Annotated in this window: 18 protein-coding genes; 10 read left to right on the top strand and 8 right to left on the bottom strand. The window is 73.7% G+C overall.

The window, feature by feature from the left end:
* Positions 1-44: 44 nt before the first annotated feature.
* On the top strand, positions 45-1,238 hold the full coding sequence (locus Actkin_RS01860; RefSeq protein ID WP_258907830.1) for a DUF445 domain-containing protein: 1,194 nt from the start codon (positions 45-47) through the stop codon (positions 1,236-1,238).
* A gap of 14 nt (positions 1,239-1,252) precedes the next feature.
* Here Actkin_RS01860 and Actkin_RS01855 read toward each other — a convergent pair whose 3' ends face one another.
* Genes Actkin_RS01855 through Actkin_RS01845 form a run of 3 tightly spaced genes read right to left on the bottom strand, consistent with a single transcriptional unit; the run spans position 1,253 to position 4,005 of the window.
* Positions 1,253-2,092: a metal ABC transporter permease gene (locus Actkin_RS01855; RefSeq protein WP_189208719.1), complete on the bottom strand. Its 840-nt coding sequence runs from the start codon at positions 2,090-2,092 to the stop codon at positions 1,253-1,255.
* Complete coding sequence (locus Actkin_RS01850; protein WP_258907829.1) at positions 2,093-2,890, bottom strand: metal ABC transporter ATP-binding protein; 798 nt, start codon at positions 2,888-2,890, stop codon at positions 2,093-2,095.
* A 47-nt stretch (positions 2,891-2,937) separates the two neighbouring features.
* Positions 2,938-4,005, bottom strand: a complete 1,068-nt coding sequence (locus tag Actkin_RS01845) for a metal ABC transporter solute-binding protein, Zn/Mn family (protein ID WP_258905622.1) — start codon at positions 4,003-4,005, stop codon at positions 2,938-2,940.
* 169 nt (positions 4,006-4,174) lie between these two features.
* On the opposite strand from Actkin_RS01845, the gene Actkin_RS01840 reads away from it, so the two are divergent.
* A complete protein-coding gene (locus Actkin_RS01840) occupies positions 4,175-5,275 on the top strand; it encodes a LacI family DNA-binding transcriptional regulator (RefSeq protein WP_189208722.1) in 1,101 nt (366 codons plus the stop codon).
* 48 nt (positions 5,276-5,323) lie between these two features.
* On the opposite strand, the gene Actkin_RS01835 is transcribed toward Actkin_RS01840, so the two are convergent.
* Positions 5,324-5,983: a hypothetical protein gene (locus tag Actkin_RS01835; protein WP_258905619.1), complete on the bottom strand. Its 660-nt coding sequence runs from the start codon at positions 5,981-5,983 to the stop codon at positions 5,324-5,326.
* A gap of 178 nt (positions 5,984-6,161) precedes the next feature.
* Between Actkin_RS01835 and Actkin_RS01830 the strand changes: the two genes are divergently transcribed.
* The 3 genes from Actkin_RS01830 to Actkin_RS01820 are packed head-to-tail and all read left to right on the top strand — an operon-like array spanning position 6,162 to position 8,059.
* The gene (locus tag Actkin_RS01830; protein ID WP_189208724.1) at positions 6,162-6,653 is read left to right on the top strand and encodes a beta-class carbonic anhydrase; all 492 of its coding nucleotides are present in this window, start codon (positions 6,162-6,164) and stop codon (positions 6,651-6,653) included.
* Between the two features lie 35 nt (positions 6,654-6,688).
* Entirely contained in the window at positions 6,689-7,552 is an 864-nt protein-coding gene (locus Actkin_RS01825) for an iron-sulfur binding domain-containing protein (protein ID WP_189208725.1), read from the top strand.
* Positions 7,553-8,059, top strand: a complete 507-nt coding sequence (locus Actkin_RS01820; RefSeq protein WP_229786514.1) for a 2'-5' RNA ligase family protein — start codon at positions 7,553-7,555, stop codon at positions 8,057-8,059.
* Here Actkin_RS01820 and Actkin_RS01815 read toward each other — a convergent pair.
* Positions 7,991-8,791 carry an alpha/beta fold hydrolase gene (locus Actkin_RS01815; RefSeq protein WP_396122930.1) on the bottom strand — a complete coding sequence of 267 codons (801 nt, stop codon included), beginning with the start codon at positions 8,789-8,791 and terminating at the stop codon, positions 7,991-7,993. The genes Actkin_RS01820 and Actkin_RS01815 overlap by 69 nt on opposite strands.
* A gap of 83 nt (positions 8,792-8,874) precedes the next feature.
* On the opposite strand from Actkin_RS01815, the gene Actkin_RS01810 reads away from it, so the two are divergent.
* The 4 genes from Actkin_RS01810 to Actkin_RS01795 are packed head-to-tail and all read left to right on the top strand — an operon-like array spanning position 8,875 to position 14,446.
* Entirely contained in the window at positions 8,875-10,296 is a 1,422-nt protein-coding gene (locus Actkin_RS01810) for a M1 family metallopeptidase (RefSeq protein WP_258905618.1), read from the top strand.
* A gap of 9 nt (positions 10,297-10,305) precedes the next feature.
* Positions 10,306-10,614, top strand: coding sequence for an antibiotic biosynthesis monooxygenase family protein (locus Actkin_RS01805; RefSeq protein WP_189208727.1), 309 nt, complete (start codon positions 10,306-10,308; stop codon positions 10,612-10,614).
* 1 nt (position 10,615) lies between these two features.
* A complete protein-coding gene (locus Actkin_RS01800; protein WP_258907827.1) occupies positions 10,616-11,404 on the top strand; it encodes an SIR2 family NAD-dependent protein deacylase in 789 nt (262 codons plus the stop codon).
* Positions 11,405-14,446 carry an ATP-binding protein gene (locus tag Actkin_RS01795; protein ID WP_258905617.1) on the top strand — a complete coding sequence of 1,014 codons (3,042 nt, stop codon included), beginning with the start codon at positions 11,405-11,407 and terminating at the stop codon, positions 14,444-14,446.
* On the opposite strand, the gene Actkin_RS01790 is transcribed toward Actkin_RS01795, so the two are convergent.
* From Actkin_RS01790 to Actkin_RS01780, 3 genes are read right to left on the bottom strand one after another with little or no spacing between them, the layout of a single operon-like run.
* The gene (locus Actkin_RS01790; protein ID WP_189208729.1) at positions 14,439-15,092 is read right to left on the bottom strand and encodes an endonuclease V; all 654 of its coding nucleotides are present in this window, start codon (positions 15,090-15,092) and stop codon (positions 14,439-14,441) included. The genes Actkin_RS01795 and Actkin_RS01790 overlap by 8 nt on opposite strands.
* A 10-nt stretch (positions 15,093-15,102) precedes the next feature.
* Positions 15,103-15,885: an ABC transporter permease gene (locus Actkin_RS01785; RefSeq protein WP_189208730.1), complete on the bottom strand. Its 783-nt coding sequence runs from the start codon at positions 15,883-15,885 to the stop codon at positions 15,103-15,105.
* Positions 15,882-16,808, bottom strand: a complete 927-nt coding sequence (locus Actkin_RS01780) for an efflux ABC transporter ATPase subunit, DrrA-related (RefSeq protein WP_258905616.1) — start codon at positions 16,806-16,808, stop codon at positions 15,882-15,884. The genes Actkin_RS01785 and Actkin_RS01780 overlap by 4 nt, the downstream gene beginning before the upstream one ends.
* Before the next feature lie 81 nt (positions 16,809-16,889).
* On the opposite strand from Actkin_RS01780, the gene Actkin_RS01775 reads away from it, so the two are divergent.
* Complete coding sequence (locus tag Actkin_RS01775) at positions 16,890-17,888, top strand: endonuclease/exonuclease/phosphatase family protein (protein WP_258905612.1); 999 nt, start codon at positions 16,890-16,892, stop codon at positions 17,886-17,888.
* Positions 17,889-18,026 lie beyond the last annotated feature (138 nt).

Below are 18,026 nucleotides of genomic sequence, written 5' to 3'. Positions count from 1 at the left end.
GCCGGATCGTGGCGGACATCGCGGCCGACTGGCCGCTCTACGCGATGATGCCGGTCATCGCGGCGATCATCGGCTACGTCACCAAGCGCGTCGCCATCGAGATGATGTTCCGGCCGCTCAAGTTCGTCGGCATCGCCGAGCCGTACCTGGGCTGGCAGGGCGTCGTCCCGCGCAACTCGGCGCGGATGATCCGGGTGTCAACGGAGATGATCACGACCCGGCTGGTCGACGCGCGGCAGCTCGCCGAGCGCCTCGACCCCGACGAGCTGGCCAGGGAGATCCAGGGCCCGCTGCTGCTGATGATCGACGAGGTGACGCGCGACGTCATCGCCGAGCACCACCCGCAGCTGTGGGAGACGCTGCCGGTGTTCGTCCAGGACATGATCATCAAGCAGGTCCAGGCCGGCGCCCCGGCCATGGTCCGCCAGATCGTGGCCGACCTGCGCACGAACATCGACGAGGTGCTGGACATCCAGCAGGTGGCGATCGACGCGCTGGAGCGGGACAAGGAGCTGCTGGTCCGGCTGGTGCGCGACATCTCGCGCCCGGAGATGGCCTTCATCGCCCGCTGCGGCATCTACTTCGGGTTCGCGCTCGGCCTGGTGCAGACGGTCGTCTGGGCGCTGACCCGCGAGCCGCTGGTCCTGCCGATCTTCGGCGGGCTGATCGGCTGGTTCACCGACTGGCTGGCGATCAAGCTGGTGTTCTTCCCCCGCGAGCCGCGGCGCGTCCTGGGCCTGTTCGTGTTCCAGGGCGTGTTCCAGCGGCGCAGGAAGGTCGTCGCCCGCCAGTACGGCGAGATCGTCGCCCGCGAGGTCATGACGGTGCCGAACATCATCAACGGCATCCTGCACGGGCCCCGCTCCGACCGGGTGCTGGGCATGATCCAGCGGACGGTGGCCAAGGTCGTCGACGAGCAGGCCAGCCTCGCCAAGCCGTTCGTCGCCGTGGCCGTGGGCACCCGGCGGTTCCAGCAGATGAAGCACGCCGCCGCGGACAAGGCGCTGTCCTACCTGGACGAGACCGCCCGCATCGCCGCGCCGTACGCCACCGAGCAGATCAACCTGGGCAAGGTCATCGCCTCCAAGATGGACAAGCTGACCCGGGTGGAGTACGAGGGCCTGCTGCGGCCCGCGTTCCGCCAGGACGAGTGGAAGCTGATCGCGGTCGGCGCGGTGATCGGGGCCCTGGTCGGCGAGCTGCAGGTGCTGGTGTTCCTGTCCTCCGGCTGGTTCTGACCCGGCGGGCCCGGCTAGGCGCGGGTCAGCCCGCGGGCGCGGCCGACCGCCCAGCAGACCACGTAGATCACGAACGAGATCGCGGTGACGAACGCGCTGATCGGCGCGCCGGGCGCCAGCGAGAGGATGATCCCGCCGACCGCGGAGACCAGGGCGAAGAGCACCGACAGCACCGTCGCGCGCAGCGGGCTCGCCGTCACCCGGCACGCGGCAGCAGCCGGGGTGACCATCAGCGCCAGCACCAGCAGCGCGCCGACGGTCCGCACGCCCAGCGCGGTCGCCACGCCCACCAGCACCGCGAAGACCAGCGCCAGCGCCGTCACCGGCACGCCGCGGGCGCGGGCCACCTCCGGGTCCACCGACGCGAACAGCAGCGGCCGGTAGATCACCGCAAGGACGGCGAAAACGCCCGCCGCGCACGCCATCAGCAACGCGAAACTCGCGAAGTCCTGGCCCACGATCTGGCCGGTCAGCAATCCGAACTTGTTCGACGCGCGGCCTTTGTAGAAATACAACATCAACACGCCGACGCCCAGGCCGAACGCCAGCACGACGCCGATCACCGAGTCGTATTCCGACGAGCGCCGCGACAGCAGCCCGAGCACGAGCGCGGCGATGATCGCGCCGGCCAGCGCGCCGTTGCCGATGTCCCAGCCCAGCAGCAGCGCCGCCGCGCCGCCGGTGAACGCCAGCTCGCTCGTGCCGTGGACGGAGAACGCCATGTTGCGGCTGACGATGAGCGGGCCGAGCACCCCGGCGAGCAGGCCGAGCACGACCGCGACCACCAGCGCCAGCTGCACGAACGGCAGGCGCAGCAGGTCCAGGGTCAGGCCGAAGTCGAAGAAGTTGGCCACCTAGCCCACCTCGTGGTCGTGGTGCGGGTTGTCCTCGCACAGGTCGCTGTGCGCGCCGACGACGTGGATCTGGCCCCGGACCCTGATCACCTCGATCTCCGTGCGGTAGAGCTGCGACAGCGTCTCCGACGTCATCACCTCGTCCGGGCGGCCCACGCGGAACCGGCCGTCTACCAGGTACAGCACGCGGTCCACCAGCGGCAGGACCGGGTTGATCTCGTGGGTCACGAACAGCACGGCCGTGCCCGCCTCGCGGCGGCGGGCGTCGATGAGCGTGCTGACCGCGCGCTGGTTGGCCAGGTCCAGGGAGAGCAGCGGCTCGTCGCACAGCAGCACCGACGGGTCGCCCACCAGCGCCTGCGCCACCCGCAGCCGCTGCTGCTCGCCGCCGGAGAGCAGGCCCACCGGGCGGTCGGCGAAGGCGGCGGCGTCCACGGACTCGATGGCCGCGGCCACCCGGGCGGCGCGGTCGCGGCGGCCGGTCAGGCCCAGGCCCCAGTGGTGCCCGTCGAGCCCCAGGCCCACCAGGTCGCGGCCGCGGATGGCCAGCGACGGGTCGAGCGCGCGCTGCTGCGGGATGTACCCGACGCCGCGGTTGCCCCGGCCCGGCGCCGCGCCCGCGACCCGGACCGTGCCCGAGGTCAGCCTCTGCAGACCCAGGAGGACCCGCAGCAGACTCGTCTTGCCCGAGCCGTTCGGGCCGAGGACGGCGACGAACTCACCCGGGGCGATGTCGAGGTCGAGGCCGTCCCAGAGCACCCGCTCGCCGTAGGCCAGGCGGGCCGAGGACAGCGACACCGCGCCGCCGGTGCGCGGCGACGCGGTGAGGTGCTGGGGCTGGGCGGTCACTTCGCCACGGCCGCGGCCAGGCTGTCGACCTGCGTGGTCATCCATTCAAGGTAACCGCTGACCCCCTCGGGCAGCGTCTCGGTCATGCCCACGACGGGCACGCCGGCACGCTCGGCGGTCGCCTTGACCGCCTCCGTGACCGGGGTCGCCGTCTGCTGGTTGAACACGACGGCCTCGACCTGCTTGTCGGTGATGAGCTTCTCGGTGGCCGCGCGGGCGGCGGCCGAGGGCTCGCTCTCCTCCTCGACGGCCTCGGCGAAGTCGGACGGGGTGGCGTCGACCAGGCCCGCTGCCTCCAGCAGGTAGGCCGCGACCGGCTCGGTGGACACGACCTTCGCGCCCGGCTCGCCGATCGCCTTCGCCTTCTCGGTCAGGCCGTCGAGGCCCTGGCCGAAGGAGGCGACGTTGGCCTTGAAGGTCTCGGCGTTCGCCGGGTCGATGGCGGCCAGGTCCTCGGCGACCTTCTCCGCCACGGCGTGCACGGCCTCGAAGTCGTACCAGATGTGCTCGTTCGCCCCGTGGTCGTGGCCGTGCCCGTCCTCGCCGTGCGGCTCCTCAGCGTGGGTCTCCTCGGCGTGCGGGTCCTCAGCGTGGGATTCCTCGGCGTGCGGGTCCTCAGCGTGGGATTCCTCCGCGTGCGGGTCCTCGGTGGGGGAGCCCTCGGCGGGCGCGGACTCGGCGTGGCCCTCGGCGACCTCGACGGCCACGATCCGGCGCAGGTCGCCGCCCGCGGCGTCGGCGAGGCCGGTGAAGAAGTCGTCGTAGCCGCCGCCGTTGGACACCGCGAGGCGGGCGCCGTCGAAGGCGACGGCGTCGGCGGGCTTGGCCTCGTAGCCGTGCGGGTCGGCGGCCGCGTCGGCCAGGATCGGCCGGACCTCGACGGCGTCGCCGCCGACGGCCTTGACCACGCTGGCCCAGACGTTCGTGGAGGTCACGACCACCGTGGCGGACGCGTCACCGCCGGTGGGGGCCTGAGGTGATTCCCCACACGCGGCCACCCCGAGAAGCGCCGTCGCGGCGATGCCCGCGAGCGCGGTGGCCGGTCTGCGGAGGCGAGAGGTCATCTGGGGCTCCTGCTGGGCGATGGCCGCCGAACGGCGACAATGGAAACCGTTGTCGAGTTCAGTTTACGCCACGTCCGAGTGATCAATTCACACCACTGGGTGAATGCGCAGCGCGTGGCGAGGTCAGCTCGGACTTCTGCAATTGGTTCTGAACCGTTACGGTCAGATCATGGCGCGGTCTATTCATGTCCGGCGGCCTGCGACACTGGCGTCGCTGGCCGCGGAACTCGGGGTCTCCAGGACCACGGTTTCCAACGCGTACAACCGTCCCGACCAGCTGTCGCCCGAACTGCGCAGGCGGGTGCTGGAGACCGCGCGCAGGCTGGGCTACCCCGGTCCGGACCCGGTCGCCCGCTCGCTGCGCACGCGCAAGGCGGGCGCGGTGGGGCTGCTGCTCACCGAGAACCTCTCCTACGCCTTCCGCGACCCGGCCGCGCTCGGCTTCCTCGAGGGCCTGGCGCTGGCCTGCGAGGGCGCGGGCCAGGGCCTGCACCTGGTGCCGGTGAACCCCGAGCGCGAGGACGTCGCCGCCGTGCACAGGGCGGGCGTCGACGGCTTCGTCGTCTACTCCGTGCCCGACGACGACCCGCACCTGGCCGCCGTGCTGTCCCGGCCGGTGCCGACCGTGGTGGCCGACCAGCCCAACGTCGAGGGCGTCGACCAGGTCGGCATCGACGACCACGCCGCCATCACCGCGCTGGCCCAGCAGCTCATCACGCTCGGGCACCGCCGCATCGGCGTGCTCTGCATGCGCCTGTCCCGCGACCGCAACGACGGCTTCGCCTCGCCCGAGCGCCAGCGCTCGGCCCACTTCCACGTCCAGCGCGCCCGCCTCGCGGGCCTGGCCGAGGCGTTCGGCGCCGTCGGCGTCGACTGGTCGGGCGTGCGCGTGGTGGAGCGCTTCGACCACACCACGGCCAGCGGGGCCTCGGCCGCCGCCCAGCTCCTCGACGCCGACCCGCAGGTCACGGCCCTGATCTGCACCTCGGACATCCTCGCCCTCGGCGCGCTGACCGAGGCCCGCCGCCGCGGCCTCCGGGTGCCCCAGGACCTGACGGTCACCGGCTTCGACGGCATCGCCGACGCCGACCGCGTCGGGCTGACCACCGTGCGCCAGCCGGTCTTGGAGAAGGGGCGAGCCGCGGGAAAGCTCCTGCTCGGTGCCCCCGACCCGACCCGCCCCCGCGAGGTCATCCTCGACACCGAACTCGTGCCCGGCAGCACCGCCGCCCCGCCGCGCACCAGCGAGGAGCGCTGGTTCGGACCCTGACGGCTACCGCGCCGCACCGGCGAGTCGCGCCGGTGCGGGGTTTCGCGGCTACCGGGTGATCGTCAGCGCGGCCGCGTCGCCGGTCAGGGGGCCGAGTCTGGGCACCACGCGGTAGTCCCCGGCGGGGACGTCGTCGCGGCGGACCGGGCAGCCGGGGGCCGAGGTGCGGCCCGCCCAGCGCACCTCGAAGCCGTTGCGCATCCCCGGTTCGAGCACCGTGGGCTCCGGCGCGTCGGCGCCGAAGTAGCAGTCGTTGCTCGACCACAGGCGGGTCTTCCCGTCGCGGCTGGTCACCACCAGCTCACGGCGGGAGCGGCCGAGGTCGTACGTGCACGGCACCGGTCCGGCGTTGACGACGACCAGCCGCAGCAGCGGGCGCCTGCCCACCTGGTAGGAGCGCTCGCCGGTCTCCGCGCGCAGCCGCACGGACGTGTCCGGGCAGGGCGCGCTCGGGTCGGCGGGCACCTGCTCGGGCGTGCGGGACCTCGGGCTCGGCGACGCCGACGCGCTGGCCGTCGCCGACGTCCTGACCGCCGTGGACGGCCCGGACGACGGCGGCGCCGGGGACGCCGACGCGGCCACGCCGACGACCGGCTCGTCGTCGCCGATGAGCGCGTCGATCAGCCAGATCAGTGCGACCATGGCCACGACCGCGGCCACCAGGGCGCCGACCCGGCGCCGGACGTACACGCCGCGGGGGTCGTACATGGACATCGACGGTAGTCCCGGGAAGGCGGCCGGTTGTGGCAGCAAAACGTCGCTCGATCGGGCGATATCGCGTCAGCGGCACATGCCACAGTGAGCTTGGTTCCACTCCCCTTGTTCAATCTTTGGGAAGCGGGTTCCAATCACTGATCAAAACCACCGACCGCCGGGAGCAGGCCTGATGAGCGCCATCGACGATCTGCTGCAGCGCCACCTCGACGGGCCCGACATCGGGGCCCCGGGCATCCTCACCCCGTCACCGAAGCTGCACCTGGCAGTGGTGACCTGCATGGACGCCCGCATCAAGGTGTTCGACGTCTTCGGCCTCAAGCACGGCGAGGTCCACATCCTGCGCAACGCGGGCGGCGTCGTCACCGACGACGTGGTGCGGTCGCTGTCGATCAGCCAGCGCAAGCTCGGCACGCGCGAGGTCATCGTCATGCAGCACACCTACTGCGGCCTGGCGACGATCACCGACGACGAGTTCAAGGACGAGCTGGAAGAGGCCACCGGGCTGCGCCCGCCGTGGGCGGTGGAGGCGTTCCGCGAGGTCAAGGACAGCGTGCGGCAGTCCGTGGAGCGGGTGCGGCGCAGTCCGTTCATCCCGTACGTGGACAACGTGCGCGGGTTCGTCTACGACGTGAACACCGCGGCCCTCACCGAGGTCCACTGATCGCCCGGTCCCCCTGACCGCTTAGAGTCGCCGCGATGGACGTGCGCGCGGTGGTTTCCTGGTTCGACGATGTCGCGCGGGACCTGCCCTGGCGGGCCCCCGACCGCACCGGCTGGGGTGTGCTGGTCAGCGAGGTGATGCTGCAGCAGACCCCGGTCGCGCGGGTCGAGCCCGTGTGGCTGGAGTGGATGGCCCGCTGGCCTGTGCCCTCGGCGCTGGCGGCCGCTGGCCGCGGCGAGGTCGTGCGGGCGTGGGGCAAGCTCGGCTACCCCCGCCGCGCGCTGCGGCTGCACGAGGCGGCCGCGGTGATCGCGGAGTCGCACGGCGACGTCGTCCCGTCCGACGTGGAGACGCTGCTGGCACTGCCGGGCATCGGCGCCTACACCGCCCGCGCGGTGGCGGCGTTCGCGTATGGACAGCGCTGCCCCGTCGTGGACACCAACGTCCGGCGGGTGGTGGCGCGGGCCGTGCACGGGTCCGGCGAGGCGGGACCGCCCTCGACGGCGCGGGACATGGCCGACGTGGAGAGGCTGCTGCCGTCCTCGGGCGCCGCGCACTTCTCGGCCGCGCTGATGGAGCTGGGCGCGGTCGTCTGCACGGCCCGCTCGCCGCGGTGCGCCGACTGCCCGGTGTTCGCCTCCTGCGCCTGGCAGAAGGCGGGACGGCCCGCCTACCAGGGTCCGGTGAAGGCGGCGCAGAAGTTCGCCGGGACGGACCGGCAGGTGCGCGGCCTGCTGCTGGACGTGCTGCGCGGGTCGGCCACCCCGGAGCCGAAGTCGCGGCTGGACCTGGTGTGGGCCGACGCTGGCCAGCGCGACCGCTGCCTGGACTCGCTGCTCGTCGACGGCCTGGTCGAGCAGACCGAGGACGGCCGCTTCGCCCTGCCCGGGGAGTCCTAGGTGGCCCAGGGCGTCGTGGTCCTCTTCGACGACGCGGCCGACCGGGCGGTGCGGGCGCTGTGGGCCCGCCTGGACGCGGCCGGGCTGCCGTCCCGCCGGGACTTCCCCCCGCACCTGACCTTCGCCATGGCCTCCGTCATCCCGCCCCGGACCCGCGACGCCCTGCGCGCGTCCCTGCGCGTGCTGCACATCCCGTCGCTGTGGTTCGGCTCGCTGTCGACGTTCGCCAACACCGAGAACGTCCTGATGCTCGCCGCCGTCACCGACCCCGAACTCCTCGCCGTCCACTCCGCGATCCACGATGTCCTCGCGGGCGCGGTGAAGAACCCGAGCGCGTACTACCTGCCGGGATCGTGGGTGCCGCACTGCACGCTGTTGCAGCAGGTGAGCACGGAGGAACTGGTGCGCGGCTTCGGCACGGTCTTCCCGGTGGAGCCGCTACGCGCCCGCGTGTCGGGAGTCGCCGTCCTGGACTCCGCCACCGGGGAGGTCGACCTCCTGACCTGACAGGAACGCCTCGACCGCACCGCGGAAGAGGTCGGGGGCGGAGGCGTGGACGAGGTGGCCCGCGCCCTCGACCAGCAGGTGGGCGCCGCCCGCGCGGCGGGCGATCTCGGCCTGCTGGCCCGGGGGCATCGCGGTGTGCTCGGCCTCGACGACCAGCATCGGGCAGCGGACGGCGTCGACCCAGGACCAGTACTCCTCGCGGCCCCACTCGGCGGCGATCGCGAAGAGGTCGTCCACCTCGGACAGCAGGTGGTAGCCGTCCGCGCGTTCCTCGACGCACTCGGCGAAGTACGGGCCGACGACCGGGCCGAAGAACTCGTGCAGGTGGGCCAGGGACCGGAACGGCACGGGCCAGGCGTCGAAGAGGCCGCGCCAGGCGTCGACCGTGCGGCCGCGCAGGTCCACCGCCATGTCCTCCACCACCAGCCCGTGGACCAGGGACGGGTGGGTGGCGGCGACGCCCAGGCCGTGCAGGCCGCCCATGGAGTGGCCGATCACGACGCCGGGGCCGTAGTGGGACAGCACCTCGGCGGCGTCGGCGACGAAGTCCGGGGTGCGCCAGGTCGAACCCCGGTGCCTGCTGCGCCCGTGCGACCGCGCGTCCATGGCGACGACGCGCCCGTAGCGGGTCAGCCAGCGGGTCAGCGGCCACCACGTGGTGGCCCGGCCCATGAGCCCGTGCAGGAGCAGGATCGTCCGCCCCTGCCCGCCGAAGTCGATCACGTCGTCCACAGGCAGCGAGTCTGCCCGAGGCAACCCGGGCTACACAGCGGGCCGGTCATGATGGACGGGTGCGTCCAGTCCCCGTTCGAGTGATGTGCGCCGTGGCGGCCGCCGCGGCGGTCACCGCGTGCACCTCCGCTCCCGAGCCCCAGCCGCGGCAGCCGCAGCCGGAGGCGCCCGCGACGGTCGACGGGGTGGGCGCCGACGGCATAGGCGACCCGTACTACCCCGAGGACGGCAACGGCGGCTACGACGTCACCGCCTACGAGGTCAGCGTCAGCTACGACCCCGAGTCCCGCCACCTCGACGGCGACACCGTCGTCAAGGCGACGGCCACGGCCCCGATGAGCCGGTTCAACCTCGACCTCACCGGTCTGGACGTGCGGTCGGTGGAGGTGGACGGCGCGCAGGCCGAGCACACCCGCGAGGGCGACCAGGAGCTGGTCATCACCCCCGCCACGCCGCTCACGCCCGGCCAGGAGTTCGCGGTCCGGGTGCGCTACGCGGGCAAGCCGCGGTCGGAGACCAACGGGCCGCTCGGCGCGGGCGGGTGGCAGATCAGCAAGTCCGGCGGCGCCTACGCCGCGGGCGAGCCGCACAGCGCCAGCAGCTGGTTCCCCGTCAACGACCACCCGCGCGACAAGGCCACCTTCACCCTGAACGCGCGTGTGCCGGACGGCTGGAGCGTGGTCTCCAACGGCGTCGAGGAGCCCGCCAAGGCCGAGGGCGGCTGGACGACGTACCGGTGGGTCGAGCCCAACCGCATCGCCACCTACCTGACCACCATCGGCATCGACAAGTGGACCTTCGAGCGCTCGAAGCTCGCGGACGGCACGCCGGTGGTCAACGCCTACGCCCCCGGCACGGAGGCCAAGAAGGCCGTCCAGTCGCGGATGCCCGAGGTGCTGGCGTTCCTGGAGAGCAGGTTCGGCGAGTACCCGCAGAGCGCGGCGGGCGGCATCTACCTCAACGAGAACATCGCCTTCTCCCTGGAGACCCAGGGCAGGCCGATCTACGCGAAGTGGGCCGAGCTGGACGTCGTCGTCCACGAGCTGGCCCACCAGTGGTGGGGCAACAGCGTCAGCGTCGACAGCTGGGCCGACATCTGCCTCAACGAGTGCTTCGCCTCCTACGCATCGTGGATGTGGGACGAGTCCCAGGGCGCTGACCTCGACGAGCGGTACCGGACCGCGGTGGCCCGCGGCTACGAGCGCGAGCGGTTCTGGAACCGCAAGCTCTACGACATGGGCGCGGGCAACGAGTTCACCGCCGTCTACGACAAGGGCCAGCTCGCGCTGCACGCCCTGCGCAAGCGCGTCGGCGAGGACGCGTGGAACGAGATCCTGCGCACCTGGCTGGCCACCCACGCCGACGGCAACGCCTCGTGGGAGCAGTTCGAGGACCTCGTCGCCAAGGTCGCGGGCGAGGACGTCCGCCCGTTCCTGGACGCCTGGTTCCGCCAGCCGTCGCGCCCGGCCGACGAGCACCTCTACCCTGGCCCGCTGGCGCGTTAGTGTGGCCGTATGGCAATCGTGAAGATCAACGCGATCGAGGTCCCCGAGGGCGCGGGCCCGGAGCTGGAGAAGCGGTTCGCGGCCCGGCTGGGCGCGGTCGAGGGCCAGCCGGGGTTCCTCGGCTTCGAACTGCTGCGCCCGACCGGCGGCGAGACGCGCTACTTCGTCTACACGCGCTGGGAGAGCGAGGAGGCCTTCCAGGCGTGGATGGGCGGCTCGGCCAAGGAGGCGCACTCCGGCGAGCGGGCCAAGCCGGTGGGCACCGGGTCCAGCCTGCTGGAGTTCGAGGTCGTGCAAAGCGCGGGGCCGCGTGCCTGATGTGCTCGACGCCGCGGCCGAGCTGATCGCCGCGGCCGACGCGGTGCTGGTGTGCGCGGGGGCGGGCATGGGGGTCGACTCCGGCCTGCCCGACTTCCGCGGCGACCACGGCTTCTGGGCCGCCTACCCGCCCTATCAGCGGCTCGGGCTGCGGTTCGTGGAGCTGGCCGACCCGGTGCACTTCGCCAACGACCCCGAGCTGGCCTGGGGCTTCTACGGCCACCGGCTGGCGATGTACCGGGCGACCGAGCCGCACGAGGGCTTCGCCGTGCTGCGCGAGCTCGGCGCGCGGGTGTTCACCTCCAATGTGGACGGCCAGTTCCAGAAGGCCGGGTTCACCGGCGTCGCCGAGGTGCACGGGTCGATCCACCACCTGCAGTGCCTCGGGCCGTGCTCCAGCCGCGTGTGGTCGGCAGACGGGCTGGACATCGAGGTCGACCCGGAGACGATGCGCGCGGTCGGCCCGCTGCCTGCGTGCGAGGACTGCGGGAGCCTGGCGCGGCCGAACATCCTCATGTTCGGCGACTTCGGCTGGGTGCCCGACCGCAGCCAAGCCGAGCTGACCGCGCTCACCGAGTGGCGGCGCTCGGCGGGCCGCGTCGCGGTGCTGGAGATCGGCGCGGGCACGGCGGTCTCGACCGTGCGGCGGATGGCGGAGCTGGCCAGCGCGGCGTCCGGGGCCCTGATCCGGATCAACCCGCGCGAGCCCGACGTGCGGCACGGCCGGGGCGTCGGCGTGCCGATGGGCGCGCTGGCGGCGCTGACCGGCCTGCGGAAGCGGCTGACCTGAGTGGAGGTGTCGCTGCTCGGCCCGGTCCGGGCCGTCCGGGACGGGGTCGAGCTGCCGGTCGGCGGCCCCCGGCTCAAGGCAGTGCTGGCCCGCCTGGCCCTCGCCCCCGGCCGGGTGGTGCCGACGGGCACGCTGATCGACGACCTGTGGGGCGCGCACCCGCCCGGTGACGCCGTCAACGCCCTGCACTCGCTGGTCTCGCGGCTGCGCAAGGCCCTCGGCGACCCGGCGTCGGTCGAGTCGCACGCCACCGGATACCGGCTCACAGCCGAGGTGGACACCGTCCGGTTCGAGCACGCCGTCGGCGAGGCCAGGGATGCCGCGCGGGCGGGCCGCCACGCCGAGGCGGCGGCGGGCCTGCGGGCGGCGCTGGCGCTGTGGCGGGGCGAGCCGCTGACCGGGATCGGCGACGCCGGGTTCGCCGCCGCCGAGGTCGTGCGGCTGACCGAGCTGCGCGCGAGCGCGGTCGAGGACCGCTGGGAGGCCGACATCCTCGCGGGCCGCGCTGCCGATGTCGTCGCCGACCTGCGCACGGCCGTGGCCGCGCAGCCGCTGCGGGAGCGGCCCGCCGCCCTGCTGGTGCGCGCCCTGGGCATGACCGGTCAACAGGCCGAGGCGCTGGCCGCCTACGACCGCGTCCGCCGCGACCTGGCCGACCAGCTGGGTGTGGAGCCGTCGCCGGGCCTGCGGGACCTGCACCTCGCGGTGCTGCGCGGCGAACTGGCGCCGCGCAGGCCGCCGCCGCTGACCAGCTTCGTCGGGCGCACGGCCGAGCTGGCCCGGCTGCGCGCGCTGCTCGTCGAGCGCAGGCTGGTGACGCTCGTCGGACCGGGCGGGGCGGGGAAGACCCGGCTGGCCACCGTGCTGGCCGACGAGCTCGACGCGCCCACGCCGTTCGTCGGCCTGGCCGGGGTCCGCGCCGAGGAGGACGTCGTGTCCGGCGTGCTGAACGCCCTGGGCGGGCGGGACGCCCAGCTGTTCGAGGCGATGCCGCCGAAGGCCGCGCTGGACCGGGTGGTCGAGGTGCTGTCCGCGCGGCCCGGCGTGCTGGTGCTCGACAACTGCGAGCACGTCGTCGACGCCGCCGCGCACCTGGTCGACGCGGTGCTGGCGCGCTGCCCCGGGCTGCGGGTGCTGGCCACCAGCCGGGAGCCCCTGGCGATCACCGGGGAGGCGGTGCTCGCGGTCGGGCCGCTGCCGGAGGCCGACGCGCTGGCCCTGTTCGCCGACCGGGCCGCGTCGGCGGGCGCGGTGGTCGAGCCGGACATCGCCGCGGAGATCTGCCGCAGGCTCGACGGGCTGCCGCTGGCGCTGGAGCTGGCCGCCGCCCGGCTGCGGTCGATGACACCCCGGCAGGTGGCCGCCCGGCTCGACGACCGCTTCCGGCTGCTGACCGGCGGCGACCGCACCGCGCTGCCCCGGCACCGGACCCTGCGCGCGGTGGTCGAGTGGAGCTGGGAGCTGCTGACGGCCGAGGAGCGGCTGCTGGCCTCGCGGCTGTCGGTGTTCCCCGGCGGCGCCACGGCGGAGTCGGTCGCCGCGGTGGCGGGGCTGCCCGTCGACGACGTCGTGTACGTGCTGGCGTCGCTGGTGGAGAAGTCGCTGGTCATCGGCGGCGAGGACCGGTACCGGATGCTGGAGACGGTGCGCGCCTACGCCGGGGAGGGCCTGACCGCCGAGGTGCGGCTGGCGTTCGCCCGGCACATGCTCGCGTTCGTCACCGACGCCGAGCCGCGGCTGCGGCGGCCCGACCAGGTCGAGTGGCTGGGCAGGCTCTCCGCCGAGCACGCCAACCTGCTGGCCGCGGTGCGCGTGGCGGTGTCGCTGGGCGAGGTCGGGCTGGCGTGCGAGATCGCGGTGCGGGCGACCTGGTTCTGGGTGGTCACCGGGCGGCACCTGGAGGCGGGGCAGATCGCCTCGGAGCTGATGGCGCTGCCGGGGGACGTGCCCGCGTCGACGAGGGCGACCCTGGCGGCCTACGCGGCCTTCGGCGAGTTCGGCGGCATGCCGGACCGCGAGGTCATGCGCGGCCTGCTCGCCGACCTCGCCGACTCCGACGCCATGGCACGGTTCCCGGTCATGGCGATGCTGGAGCCCCTACTCGCCTCCGCCATGGGGGACGCGCGGCTGGCCGAGGAGCGGTTGGACCGGGCCGCCGCGCTGGCCGACCCGTGGGGCCGGGCGGCCGGGCTGCTCGGCCGCGCGTACCTGGCCGACAACGGCGGGCGCTCGGGCGACGACGACACCGCCGCCGCCGCGCTGGCCGAGTTCCGCGCGCTGGGCGACCGCTGGGGGCAGGCGCTGTCCAGCATGCACATCGCCGAGCAGCACTCACAGCGCGGCGACCACCCGGCGGCGCTGCGCGCCCATGAGGACGCCGTGCGGCTGGTGGCCGAGTTGGGCGCGGTGGACGAGATGGTCGGCGCGCTGGCGCGGCTGGGCGTCGCGCGGGCCAGGGCGGACGACCTCGCGGGCGCCGAGCGCGACCTGGGCGAGGCACTGCGCCTGGCCGAGGAGCGCGGCGGCCACGAACTCGCCGCGCTCGCCCGGTTCTGGCTGGCCTCGACAGCCCGCCGGATGGGCGACCTCGACCGTGCCGCGCGCCTGCTGGACGAGGGGCGGGCGGTGCTGACGACGGTGGACCGGCCGTCCGCGCAGTGGGTCGCGATCCACTGCTGCGTGTCCGCCGACCTGGCGTGCGCCACGGGGGACGCGGCCGCGGCGATGGAGTGGCTGCGCGAGGCGATGACGGCCATGGCGGCCACCCCGGACATGCCGGTGACCGCGGCCATCGCCGACTCCGCCGCCCATGCCGCTGCCGCAGCGGGCGATTTCGCGACCGCAGCCCGCCTGGTCGGCGTCGGCGCGGCGATCCGGGGCCGACCGGACGCGGGCAATCCCGAGCTGGCCGCGCTGTGGTCCACTGTGGATGCCGAGCTGGGGACCGCGGAGCGCATCAGCGCCCACGACGCGGGCGCGGCGTCGGATCAGGCGGCTGCCCTCGCGGACCTGGCGGGATTCCTGGGCGTGCGGCTCACCTGAGGTCCCGCAGCGCCTGCCTGCACAACCGGTCGGCGGCGCGGGTGGTCTCCGGCTGGCGGTAACCGCGGCAGAGGCGGAGGACGAGCGCGGTGGCGGTGTCGATGTCCATCCGGTGACCGATGGAGACGAAGACCGGCTTGACGCCGTCCTGGGTGCGCAGGGCGCGGCCGACCTCCTCCCCGTCGTCGATCAGCGGCGTCCACGATCCCCGGGCGGGCGCGGGCGGGTCGTAGCGGCCCATGGGCGTCTTGCCCACGCCGATGGCGGGGAGGCCGGTCACGACGCCAGCGTGGCAGGCCAGGCCGAACCGCCGGGGGTGCGCCAGGCCCTGCCCGTCGCAGACCAGCACGTCCGGCGTGGTCGTGAGCGCGGACAGGGCAGCACGCAGGGACGGCAGCTCGCGGTAGGCGAACAGGCCGGGGACGTACGGGAAGTCGGTGTGCCCGGCGACCACGGCCGCGTCGACCAGCTCACCGGTCTCGACGTCGACGCAGGCCGCGGCCGCGACCAGCCGCCCGGTCTCGCCGAGGTAGGCCACGTCGAGCCCGGCCGCGACGCGGGGGGCGAACCCCGGTGGCGGTTCCCTGAGCACCGACGGCGCGAGTCGGAGCTGGTCGGCGATGGCGTCCTCGGCGGTGTCGGGCACACCGCCAACGCTAGGAGACGCGCTTGCGGTAGGCGCGCAGGGCCAGCGGGAAGAACACCGCCACCAGGCCAGCCGCCCAGAGGAACGCCCAGCCGGTGCTCGCCAGCCAGTCGCCGCCGAGCAGGAGCGCGCGGGCGGCGGTGGCCAGGTGGCTCACCGGGTTGATGTCCACCCACGCCTGCAGCCAGCCCGGCAGCGTCTCGGCGGGGACGAACACGTTGCTGCCGAACGTCAGCGGGAGCATGAACGCCACCAGGGTGCCGGGAACCGCCTGCGGCGACTTGACGAGCATGCCCACCCAGACCGAGATCCAGCACAGGCACAGCCCGAACACGATCATCAGCACGATCGCGATCAGGAACCGCGCCGGGTCGGTGGTGGCGCGGAAGCCGAGCACGTAGGCGAAGGCGATCAGGACGACCAGGGTCACCGCGAACCGGACGACGTCGGCCAGCACGGCGCCCACCAGCGGCGCCGAGCGGGCGATCGGCAGGCTGCGGAACCGGTCGAAGACGCCCTTGGTGATGTCGGTGTTCAGCGCCATGCCGGTGCCGAGGCTGGCGAAGACGATGTTCTGCACCATGATCCCCGGCAGCAGGTACTGCAGGTACTCCCCCGTGCCGCCGGAGATCGCCCCGCCGAAGAGGTAGACGAAGACGACCAGGAACAGGATGGGCTGGACCGTCACGTCCAGGAGCGACTCGGGGTTCTTCCTGATCTTGGTCAGGCCCCGGCCCGCCAGCGCGAGACCGTGCCGCAGTCCGGCCGCCGGTCCGATGTGGATAGTTGTCATGCTCGGCTCCCGGTCAGGCTGAGGAAGACCTCGTCGAGGCTCGGCAGGCGCAGGGCCAGCTCGTCGGCGGTGATCCCGGCCTCGTCCAGCTTGCGCACCACTGTGGACAGCAGGACCGGGTCGGCGACCGGGACGGTGAGGACGTGGGTGTCGGCGTCGGTGTGCGGCACGGCGCCGGTGATGTCGGACAGGATCGCCGCCACGGCGGGCACGTCCGCAGCGACGGTGGGCCGCACCTGAAGCGCCTGGGTCCCGGTCTTGCGCTTGAGCTCGTGCGGCGTCCCGGTGGCGATCACCCGGCCGTGGTCGAAGACGGTGATGAGGTCGGCCAGCTGGTCGGCCTCCTCCAGGTACTGGGTGGTCAGCAGGACCGTCACGCCCTCGTCGACCAGGCCCCGGACGATGCTCCACACCTCGTTGCGGCTGTGCGGGTCCAGTCCGGTGGTGGGCTCGTCGAGGTAGAGCACCCGCGGTCGGCCGACCAGGCTGGCGGCGAGGTCGACCCGCCGCCGCATGCCGCCGGAGTACGTCTTCACCGCCCGGTCGCCCGCCTCGGCCAGCTCGAAGCGGGCCAGCAGGTCGACGGCGCGGGCGCGGGCGTCCGGCAGGCCGAGCAGCCTGCCGATGAGCACCAGGTTCTCCCGTCCGGACAGGTCCTCGTCGACCGAGGCGTACTGCCCGGTCAGGCCGATGAGCGCGCGCACCGCCGTCGGCTCGGCGACGACGTCGTGCCCGCCGACCCTGGCCGTGCCCGCGTCGGCGCGCAGCAGGGTCGCCAGGATGCGGACGGCCGTGGTCTTGCCCGCCCCGTTCGGGCCGAGGACGCCGAGCACCTTCCCCTCGGGCACGGCCAGGTCGACCCCATCGAGGGCCGTGGTGTCGCCGTAGCGCTTCACCAGGCCCTCGGCTTCGATCGCGTACATAGAACTCCTTTCACGCGACCTCCACACTCCCCACCCGCGCTGTCAGCGCCCGCACAGCGCCCTGTCAGGCATCCTGTGGTCATGCGCACGGCCGAGATCGACGCTCCCGCCCCGGTGGAACCGCCCCGTCGCCGGAAGCGCCGGTGGGTCACGGCCCTGCTGGCGATCCCGGTGCTGGTGGTCGTCGCCGCCACGGTGCTGCGGCTGGTCGGCGTCGACGGCGACCGCCACACGATGGCGGCCCTCGCGCTGACCCCGTACCTCACCGCGTTCGCCGCGTTCATCACCCTGCTGGCGCTCGTGGCGGGCAGGCGGGCGCTGATGGCCACCGCGCTCATCGCCACGGTCTCGCTGGGCTCGGTGCTGGTGCCGCGCAGCCTCGACGACGGCGCCCACACCGGCGACGGCCAGCGCATCCGGGTCATGACGGCCAACCTGCTCGTCGGCGGCGCCGACCCGACCACCCTGCTCACCCTGGCCCGGGACTCCCGGGTGGACGTCCTCGCCTTCCAGGAGCTGACCCCCGCCGCCGTGGAGGCGCTCGACGCTGCCGGGATGCGCAGGCAGTTCCCCTACCGCGTGCTGCGCGCCGAGGCGGGCGGCTCCGGCAGCGGGATCGTGGCCAAGGTGCCGCTGCGGCAGATCGTGCTGGTCGAGGAGTCCGTGCTGGAGCAGGTCGCGGTGGTCGCCGACCTCTCCGGACCGACCGACGTGGAGATCCTGTCCGTGCACGTGCTGCCCGGGGTGCACAACGCGGGCGCGTACCGCATCTGGCAGCGGGAGCTGGCCGACCTGCCGTCCCCCGACGCGGGCGGGCGCCCGCGCATCCTCGCTGGCGACTTCAACGCCACCCTCGACCACGCCGCCATGACCCGCATCATCGACCGCGGCTACTGGGACGCCGCCGAGCTGACCGGCGAGGGCCTGCGGCCGACCTGGTCGCAGTACCCCTGGGGGCCGCCGGTCACCATCGACCACATCCTGGTCGACCGCCGCATCACGGCGACCTCACTGGCGGTCTACGACCTGCCCGGCAGCGACCACAACGCCGTCGTGGCCGAACTGGTCCTACCGCAGTAACGACGGCCCGCCAGCCGCACAGGAGCCCCCGACGCCACCGGGCGCAGCCCACAGGTGAGGTCCGTTGCCTGCCACTCGGCCGACGGCGTTCCCGGTGGTGGCCGTCCACGACCGGCCACCACCTCCCGCGACCCCCTC

It is taken from the genome of Actinokineospora sp. UTMC 2448, from assembly GCF_024760565.1.
Taxonomy (GTDB): Bacteria; Actinomycetota; Actinomycetes; order Mycobacteriales; family Pseudonocardiaceae; genus Actinokineospora; species Actinokineospora fastidiosa.
This window is presented reverse-complemented; position numbering and strand designations above follow the sequence as displayed.

Excerpts from the sequence above, each read along its gene's own strand:
- Actkin_RS01825 (WP_189208725.1), top strand. The coding sequence starts at position 6,689 with ATGGACGTGCGCGCGGTGGTTTCCTGGTTCGACGATGTCGCGCGGGAC.
- Actkin_RS01780 (WP_258905616.1), bottom strand. The coding sequence starts at position 16,808 with ATGTACGCGATCGAAGCCGAGGGCCTGGTGAAGCGCTACGGCGACACC.
- Actkin_RS01805 (WP_189208727.1), top strand. The coding sequence starts at position 10,306 with ATGGCAATCGTGAAGATCAACGCGATCGAGGTCCCCGAGGGCGCGGGC.
- Actkin_RS01810 (WP_258905618.1), top strand. The coding sequence starts at position 8,875 with ATGTGCGCCGTGGCGGCCGCCGCGGCGGTCACCGCGTGCACCTCCGCT.
- Actkin_RS01785 (WP_189208730.1), bottom strand. The coding sequence starts at position 15,885 with ATGACAACTATCCACATCGGACCGGCGGCCGGACTGCGGCACGGTCTC.
- Actkin_RS01860 (WP_258907830.1), top strand. The coding sequence starts at position 45 with ATGATGCCGGTCATCGCGGCGATCATCGGCTACGTCACCAAGCGCGTC.
- Actkin_RS01830 (WP_189208724.1), top strand. The coding sequence starts at position 6,162 with ATGAGCGCCATCGACGATCTGCTGCAGCGCCACCTCGACGGGCCCGAC.
- Actkin_RS01835 (WP_258905619.1), bottom strand. The coding sequence starts at position 5,983 with ATGTACGACCCCCGCGGCGTGTACGTCCGGCGCCGGGTCGGCGCCCTG.
- Actkin_RS01840 (WP_189208722.1), top strand. The coding sequence starts at position 4,175 with ATGGCGCGGTCTATTCATGTCCGGCGGCCTGCGACACTGGCGTCGCTG.
- Actkin_RS01775 (WP_258905612.1), top strand. The coding sequence starts at position 16,890 with ATGCGCACGGCCGAGATCGACGCTCCCGCCCCGGTGGAACCGCCCCGT.
- Actkin_RS01845 (WP_258905622.1), bottom strand. The coding sequence starts at position 4,005 with ATGACCTCTCGCCTCCGCAGACCGGCCACCGCGCTCGCGGGCATCGCC.